This window comes from Tabrizicola sp. (assembly GCF_031377265.1).
In the GTDB taxonomy this organism is placed as follows: Bacteria; Pseudomonadota; Alphaproteobacteria; order Rhodobacterales; family Rhodobacteraceae; genus JAUYQR01.
In genome coordinates, this window is record NZ_JANMET010000291.1 from 1 (window position 1) to 6,316 (window position 6,316).

Consider the following 6,316-nt stretch of genomic DNA (forward strand, 5'->3'; position numbering starts at 1 on the left):
GAACGGGGGGGCTGCGGCAATCATCCCGCCCCGCAAGAACGCCAGACCCTGGAAGACTGTCACAGCGCGTGCCGTCGCCCGCAACGAAGCCCTCAGGGCGTCGAAATACCCGGGCCATCAGCCGATTTGTGCAACAGAGCCATTCCGACCGGTTCCCTTTCGAGACTCATCAACATCGGAGAGGGCGGCTGCTTGCCCTTGCGGTGCGTCCTGATGCGGCGGTTCGGGGCACGCTTAGGATTGCCGCGCCAATAGCGTTTGCCCGCCTGCATCTGATGCCGCGCATGGCCCGGTTCCTGGCCGATCACCCGGACTTACGGACAGATTGGGTGCTGGGTGACAGGCCGGTCGATCTGGTCGAAGAAGGTGTCGATCTTGCGATCCGTATCGGCCTCGTGACCGATCAGGAGCTGATCGCGCGCAGGATCGGGCAAATGCGGCGCGTCACTGTTGCCCGGCCAGACTATTTCGCCAAGCACGGTCGACCCCAGCACCCGCGCGACCTCACGGCACACGATTGCATCGTCTACACCGGCCTTGCGACTGTGGATGAATGGCACTTTGCAGGCCCGGATACCGCACCCATCCTGGTCAAGGTTTCCGGGCGCATCCGGGTGAGCGCGTCCGAGGGCATGCGGTCAGCCCTTCTGGAAGGCCTCGGACTGGCCGTCTGTCCGACCTGGCTCTTCACCGACGAGATCGACACCGGCGTGATCGAGCGGGTGCTGAACGACTTCGAGCCCGCCCCGCTGCCGATCCAGGCCGTCTATCCCAGGCGTCGCCTTGTTTCACCAAGGGTCCGGGCTTTTGTGGATTGCCTTGTCGAAGAGTTCCGCGCCGACCCACGACTGGCCGCATAGCCAGAGATCAAGGCAGGTTGGGATGGGCACTGTCAGAGGAAAATTCCTTGAAGCGGGCTGGCGCGGCAACTAGCCTCGGCTCAAGGCAACACGCAGTCCTTTCCGGTACTTCAAGACCAGCACAGATATCATCCGCCCGACGGTGATGCTGTACGTCGGTTACCCGCAGTCCCTTCGCAAAGTTGAGGACCTGCCGCACGAGCGTGGCATGGATATCTGCCACAAAACGTTAGGCTTCTGATAGAACCGGTTCGACCCGATGTTCGCCGCGGAGATCCGAAAACGACGTGTCGGAGGGGTGCGATCGAGCAACTGGCGCTGGCGTCTGGACCAGGTTTTCGTGAAGATCAACGGTGAGCGTCATTGTCTTTGGCGGACCGCAGGTCACGAGCGAGAGGTGCTGGAAGGCAACGTCACCAAGCGCCGGGATCGTGAGGCTGCCTTGAAATTCCTCAGGAAATCACTGCGCCGCCACGGATCTCTCGGGGTTTTGGTTGCTGACTAACTTCGATCCTATGGTTGCGACGCGTGCGAACGGTGCAGAAATTGCCTCCGCTCACGCCTCTGTCCCTGCCCCCGTTCACAACCCTTTCGACCAGCAACGCGCCCGCAACAGCCGACAAAACTTCAAGCCAGACCGCACCGCTGCCCTGGCCGAGTGGCGTGGTCTTCTAGCTGCCTGACGGCAAGCGTGGGTAGAGTGAACAGAGACCCGTTCGCATTCGTTTGACCACGTCTGTCCCACCCCTCCTTGAGAGCGCGGTTCTGCCGCAGAAGCCATTCGTTCCCGCAGGCAAGCCCCCGATCCTCCTGCGACACCGCGTCTTCGCGAAACTCATCCGGTCTGCCTCGTCCCATAGTTCATCTCGTTTACTGCAGAATATCCAATGAAAGGCGCGGCACCAAACCACGAAAGGTCCGGCTTGACGATCCAGCCGTGCCGTTTCACGTGGCAAGGTGCAAAAGCATAGCCCGAACCCCAGGGTCTTCCTGGCTTCCTTCAGCCCGATCACCAAATCGGCGATCTACCCGTTCTTGTCACTCAAAGGCAGGCTGTAGCGGCAGCAAGTCCTACTGACCTCAAAGGTCCCACAAGCCAAGGCGATGCCAACGCTGCGCTGCTCTACCGCCGTGGCGGCCGCCCTCGTCGCTGATATCGCCGATTTGCTGTTTCCAAAGGCTTCGTTGAGCAGCTGGTTTTGTGTGCCGAGTTCGGCGAATACCTTCTTCAACCGTCGGCTCTTGTCTTCAAGCGCCTTGGTCTGCGCGATGGCGACGCATCCGTGCCCCATACTTCGCCTGCCATGCGCAAAACGACGCCCTGCTCCCGCCATGTTCCAGCACAGCTTCCAGCACGCTGCCGTCGGCTTGGCGCAGGATCGAGAAGATCTAATGGCCTGTTTCTCGTCATCCTTATCTGATCCCGTCATGCAACCCCTTTCATACGGGGGGATTTCCCGAACCAAGGGCCTTCGTGGTGCTTGCGGCGAAACCGCCCGCAGCAAGGCTTGGCGGTGCCAAGTTCGCGACGATGATCCTGACGGTCTACGGCGGCTCGATGATCGCGGCATCCGGCTTGGCGATGAATGTCGCACATCATCTGCCCAGGGGTGCAATCGTCCGTAGCCCCCTGATGCCTGTCGATTTGGTGGTGCTCCATGTCATCGTCGAGCAAGGCTACCCGGTTGGCGCGCGCGAGGACGTGGACTGTCTGCGGGACGAAAATGCTGATCCAACCTTGCTTTCTTGGCAACCCCGACATGGACCGCTTTGTGCGCCGGCCCGACGTGGCGTTCGAGGTGCCGGGCATGGGCACGGTCTAAGGCCCCAACCTGACGCCGGACAACGACAGCTGCCTTGGAACCTGGAACGCCATTGACATAGCCAAGGCCGTCCGCACCGGCGTTACGCCTGACGGGCGGCGCTGGTGCCGGTCATTCTCTGGCCGAACCTGGCCGCGCTTTCGGAGGCGGCCGCCTACGCGATTGCCGCTTTTCTGCGATCGCTGGATCCGGTGTCGAATTCGGTGCCGGACCCGGTGCCGCGGGGCGCGCCTGCACCCTCCTTCGCGATGTGCGTGGTACCGCCGGGGAACTGACGCCGCCCAACGGCCCCCGCGCGAAGTGCCATCGGGCGGGCGGGCTATTGATCGCCCGGCACACCGTAGGATGGCGCATCGCGCGGGTCGCGGGCGCGCTGAACATAGGCTGCCATTTGTGGCGCATATACCTGCCAGGCGCGGGCGACAGCCTCGATCGGGCGCGCCTCGTCCGACCAGTCGCAGCGCAGCGATGCCACCGGCCAGCTTTCTCGGTCCACCATCAACAGCCCGGCTGAATGCACCGGACCAGCCTCGCCCCCCGCATCGCGCCCGGCCAGCAATGCGGCCATCAGCCGGTCGCCCAAGCTGCCAGCCGCCGTTGCAAACCGGGCCAGCATAGCATCCGGCACTTGCGGCGACGCCAAGAGATTGCCTGCTGCGATCACCCCCCTGCCCGCCGCATGGCCCCAGACGCCAAGCGTCCGCCCACCCGAATGAAACGCCGTACCGCCCGTCGCATCCACCGCCAGCAACTGGCGATAGTCAATGAACGCCGCGTCTTGTACCAAAAGGCGCATCGCGGCCTCAGCGGTCAGCCCGGATTGCATGAGGTCCAGAAGCCGCGTGCCCAACGCCGGGTCGGTGATGTTCTGGCTTGCCGCCACCCCCACCCCGGCCCGCGCATGCGCGCAGCGCGCCGCGACGGCGGGCGAGGATGAGGCAATCACCATGCCGAACTGGTCTGTCTCGGGGCAATGGGCGAGGAGAGAGAATGTCATCTTGCGTTCTCTTGGCTGGCGCCGGGGGTTTCACACCCCCGGACCCCCGTGGGATACTTGCGGACAGATGAATTGTACGGCTTTCATCTGTCTTCAAATATCCTCTGGGGGTCCGGGGGGCGAAGCGCCCCCGGGTCGCGGTGTCAATCCGGGATCACGGCGGTCGCGTCAATTTCGACCAGCCAGTCAGGCCGGGCCAGCGCCACGACCGTCAGGCCGGTGCAGACCGGGTGCACCCCGCGAATGTATTCGCCCATCGTGCGGTAGACCGGTTCGCGGTGGCGCACGTCGGTCAGGTAGACCACCAGCTTGGTCAGATGTTCCATCTTTCCACCGCACTCCTCGATCAGTTGACGGATGTTCTGCATCACCTTGTGGGTCTGCTCCACCGGGTCATGGCTGTTTATGTTTGCTGCGGTATCAAGGTCTTGCGGGCACTGGCCACGCAGAAAGATCATCGTGCCCCGCGCGACCACTGCCTGACACAGGTCGTTGTCCAGCTTTTGTTCGGGATAGGTGTCGCGGGTGTTGAATTTGCGGATGCGGGTGTGGGCCATAGGCGTCCTGTCGGGGTCAGAGGGGTTCCAGCGCCGCAGGGGCACCGTAATCAAGATAGCCGCGCAGCTTGGCGATATGGTCGGCGACGTGCTTGGCATCATGCCACACGCCCCAGATGAACGCCGATCCGCGCCGCGCCTGCCATGGCAAGCCAAGGAAATACAGCCCCGGTTCCGCTGACACGCCGCGCTGGTGACGGGGGCGGCCTTTGGCGTCGAATGCATCAAGCTGCAGCCAGCCGAAATCAAGCGCATAACCGGTGGCCCAAAGGATCGAGGTGATCCCTTCCTTCGCCAGATCAAGCGACAGGATCGGGTCGGTCACGCAAGGCGGATCGGGCGGGATCTGCCGCGCCTCCGGTTCCGTTGGCAGGGCAACGCCGTTGCGCAGCGCCCAGGCATCCGCTTCGTCCAGCACGCGCAGATAGTCCGCATCGCCGCGCGCAAGATTTGCCGCAAGGTCGGGCGCAAAATGCATCACCCCGTCCTGAAACCCCTCGGCGCGGCCAACCAGCGTGATGCCTTCTGCGGCGAACCGGCGGAAATCCACGGTCTTGCCGCCGCCCGCGCCGCTGACTGCGATGGTGACGTGTTTGGTGTCGGGCGGCGCCTCGGCGTCCCATTTGTTCAACACTCCCAGCCACCAGACGAAATCGCGGCCCCGATAGCGGCGTGGCGGGCGGCCGTGCGGCCCGACCGACAGCACCACCTGTCGCCCCGCTTGCCGCAACTCATCCGCGATCTGCGCGCCGGACGAACCAGCGCCCACCACCAGCACCCCGCCGGGCGGCAGTTGTCCGGGGTTGCGATAATCCGCTGAATGGATTTGCCTCAACCCGGCGCTGTGCGGCACCATCTGCGGGATCACCGGGCGCTGAAACGGGCCGGTTGCGGCAACCACATGGCGCGCGACGATATCCCCCGCCGATGTCGTCACCGCAAACCCCGCCCCGTTCGGGTTGCGCCGAACCGCCGTCACCTCCACGCCACAGCGGATCGGTGCCGCGATCTTGGCAGCATAATCCACGAAATAGTCGGCAACCGCCTCCTTGCCCGGAAAAGCCTCGGGGTCGCCGGCAAACTCCATCCCCGGAAAGCGGTCATGCCAGGCAGGGCCATTCGCCACCAGCGCATCCCACCGCCCCGTCCGCCACCGCTCGGCGATGCGGCTGCGCTCCACCACCAGATGCGGGATGGCGCAGCGGGTCAGATGTTCGCTCATCGCGATGCCCGCCTGCCCCGCGCCGACGACCAGCACCTCGACCTGTTCGACCATCATCGTTCCCTGCCCTTTTGCGGCGACGCTACTGGCCGATCCGCCCGGCGATCCACTGCGCAAACTCAAAGTTCGGTCGCTCCAGATGGCTGAGTGTGCCGGGGCCGGAAAGACCAGCGCTCAGGCCTTGAAAGACCCGCTCCACACAGCCCTTGTCCTCGACATTCACATCATCAAGCAGCGCCTTCAACGATGCCAGATGGGTTGCAGCCTCAGGGTCGGCGCACCAGTCCGCGCTCATCCCGCCGCCAAACAGCACGTTCACATGGCCCGGCCCGTCGGGCGTCAGGCTCAGATACCAGAAATAGCCGGGCGTCAGGGTGATAAGAAGCGCGGGATAGATCGACAAAAGCCAGGTGATCCGGCGCTGATCGCCCCGCAAGGTGGTGTTCGACGGATGCGCCAACGACAGAGGGATCGTGTCGTTCTTCATGATGAAGTGATAGTTGAAGGCCGGAAACCCTTCCGGACAGGTCATTTTCATCAGGTCCACCGACCCGCCGATGGTACCAGAATGGCAGACCGGCAGGTGGTAGCTTTCCATGAAATTCTCGGCCAGCACCTTCCAATTGGTGGCCCAGCGAAATTCTTCGTGGAATGTCTCGCGGTAGCTTCCCATATCCAGATAGCCGACCAGGTTTTCCACATCTTTCAGTTGTTCTGCCGGGTGCGGGGCGGACTGGTTCAGCGTTACCATGATCCAGCCCAGCCAGTTTTCCACCCGGATCCCCGGCAGCGCGATCTTGTCCTTGCAAAACGCCTCGTTCAGCCCCATCGCCGGGGCGCCGCGCAGGGTGCCGTCC

At 63.6% G+C, this 6,316-nt stretch carries 7 protein-coding genes and 2 pseudogenes; 4 read left to right on the forward strand and 5 right to left on the reverse strand.

Annotation, left to right across the window (positions count from 1 at the left end; all coding sequences use genetic code 11):
- The 3 genes and pseudogenes from RMO18_RS16130 to RMO18_RS16140 all read left to right on the forward strand — a co-directional run.
- A pseudogene (locus RMO18_RS16130) lies at window positions 1-115 on the forward strand (IS5/IS1182 family transposase); the annotation flags it as partial.
- An 88-nt stretch (window positions 116-203) separates the two neighbouring features.
- The gene (locus tag RMO18_RS16135; RefSeq protein WP_309667279.1) at window positions 204-860 is read left to right on the forward strand and encodes a substrate binding domain-containing protein; all 657 of its coding nucleotides are present in this window, start codon (window positions 204-206) and stop codon (window positions 858-860) included.
- A gap of 127 nt (window positions 861-987) precedes the next feature.
- Window positions 988-1,543: pseudogene (locus RMO18_RS16140) on the forward strand (DDE-type integrase/transposase/recombinase).
- Window positions 1,544-1,885: 342 nt separating this feature from the next.
- Here RMO18_RS16140 and RMO18_RS16145 read toward each other — a convergent pair.
- Window positions 1,886-2,290, reverse strand: a complete 405-nt coding sequence (locus RMO18_RS16145) for a hypothetical protein (RefSeq protein ID WP_309667281.1) — start codon at window positions 2,288-2,290, stop codon at window positions 1,886-1,888.
- Window positions 2,291-2,787: 497 nt separating this feature from the next.
- On the opposite strand from RMO18_RS16145, the gene RMO18_RS16150 reads away from it, so the two are divergent.
- Entirely contained in the window at window positions 2,788-2,958 is a 171-nt protein-coding gene (locus RMO18_RS16150; RefSeq protein WP_309667283.1) for a hypothetical protein, read from the forward strand.
- A gap of 44 nt (window positions 2,959-3,002) precedes the next feature.
- Here the strand turns inward: RMO18_RS16150 and RMO18_RS16155 are convergent, their stop codons facing one another.
- From RMO18_RS16155 to RMO18_RS16170, 4 genes are all read right to left on the reverse strand, one after another.
- On the reverse strand, window positions 3,003-3,680 hold the full coding sequence (locus RMO18_RS16155) for a DUF1028 domain-containing protein (RefSeq protein ID WP_309667284.1): 678 nt from the start codon (window positions 3,678-3,680) through the stop codon (window positions 3,003-3,005).
- Window positions 3,681-3,823: 143 nt separating this feature from the next.
- A complete protein-coding gene (locus RMO18_RS16160) occupies window positions 3,824-4,237 on the reverse strand; it encodes a RidA family protein (protein WP_309667285.1) in 414 nt (137 codons plus the stop codon).
- A gap of 16 nt (window positions 4,238-4,253) precedes the next feature.
- Window positions 4,254-5,516 carry an NAD(P)/FAD-dependent oxidoreductase gene (locus RMO18_RS16165; protein ID WP_309667286.1) on the reverse strand — a complete coding sequence of 421 codons (1,263 nt, stop codon included), beginning with the start codon at window positions 5,514-5,516 and terminating at the stop codon, window positions 4,254-4,256.
- 25 nt (window positions 5,517-5,541) lie between these two features.
- Window positions 5,542-6,316, reverse strand: a 775-nt coding sequence (locus tag RMO18_RS16170; protein WP_309667287.1) for an SRPBCC family protein, incomplete at its 5' end; no start/stop codon positions are given.

Coding starts and splice junctions, on each gene's coding strand:
- RMO18_RS16155 (WP_309667284.1), bottom strand. CDS start 3,680: ATGACATTCTCTCTCCTCGCCCATTGCCCCGAGACAGACCAGTTCGGC.
- RMO18_RS16145 (WP_309667281.1), bottom strand. CDS start 2,290: ATGACGGGATCAGATAAGGATGACGAGAAACAGGCCATTAGATCTTCT.
- RMO18_RS16165 (WP_309667286.1), bottom strand. CDS start 5,516: ATGATGGTCGAACAGGTCGAGGTGCTGGTCGTCGGCGCGGGGCAGGCG.
- RMO18_RS16160 (WP_309667285.1), bottom strand. CDS start 4,237: ATGGCCCACACCCGCATCCGCAAATTCAACACCCGCGACACCTATCCC.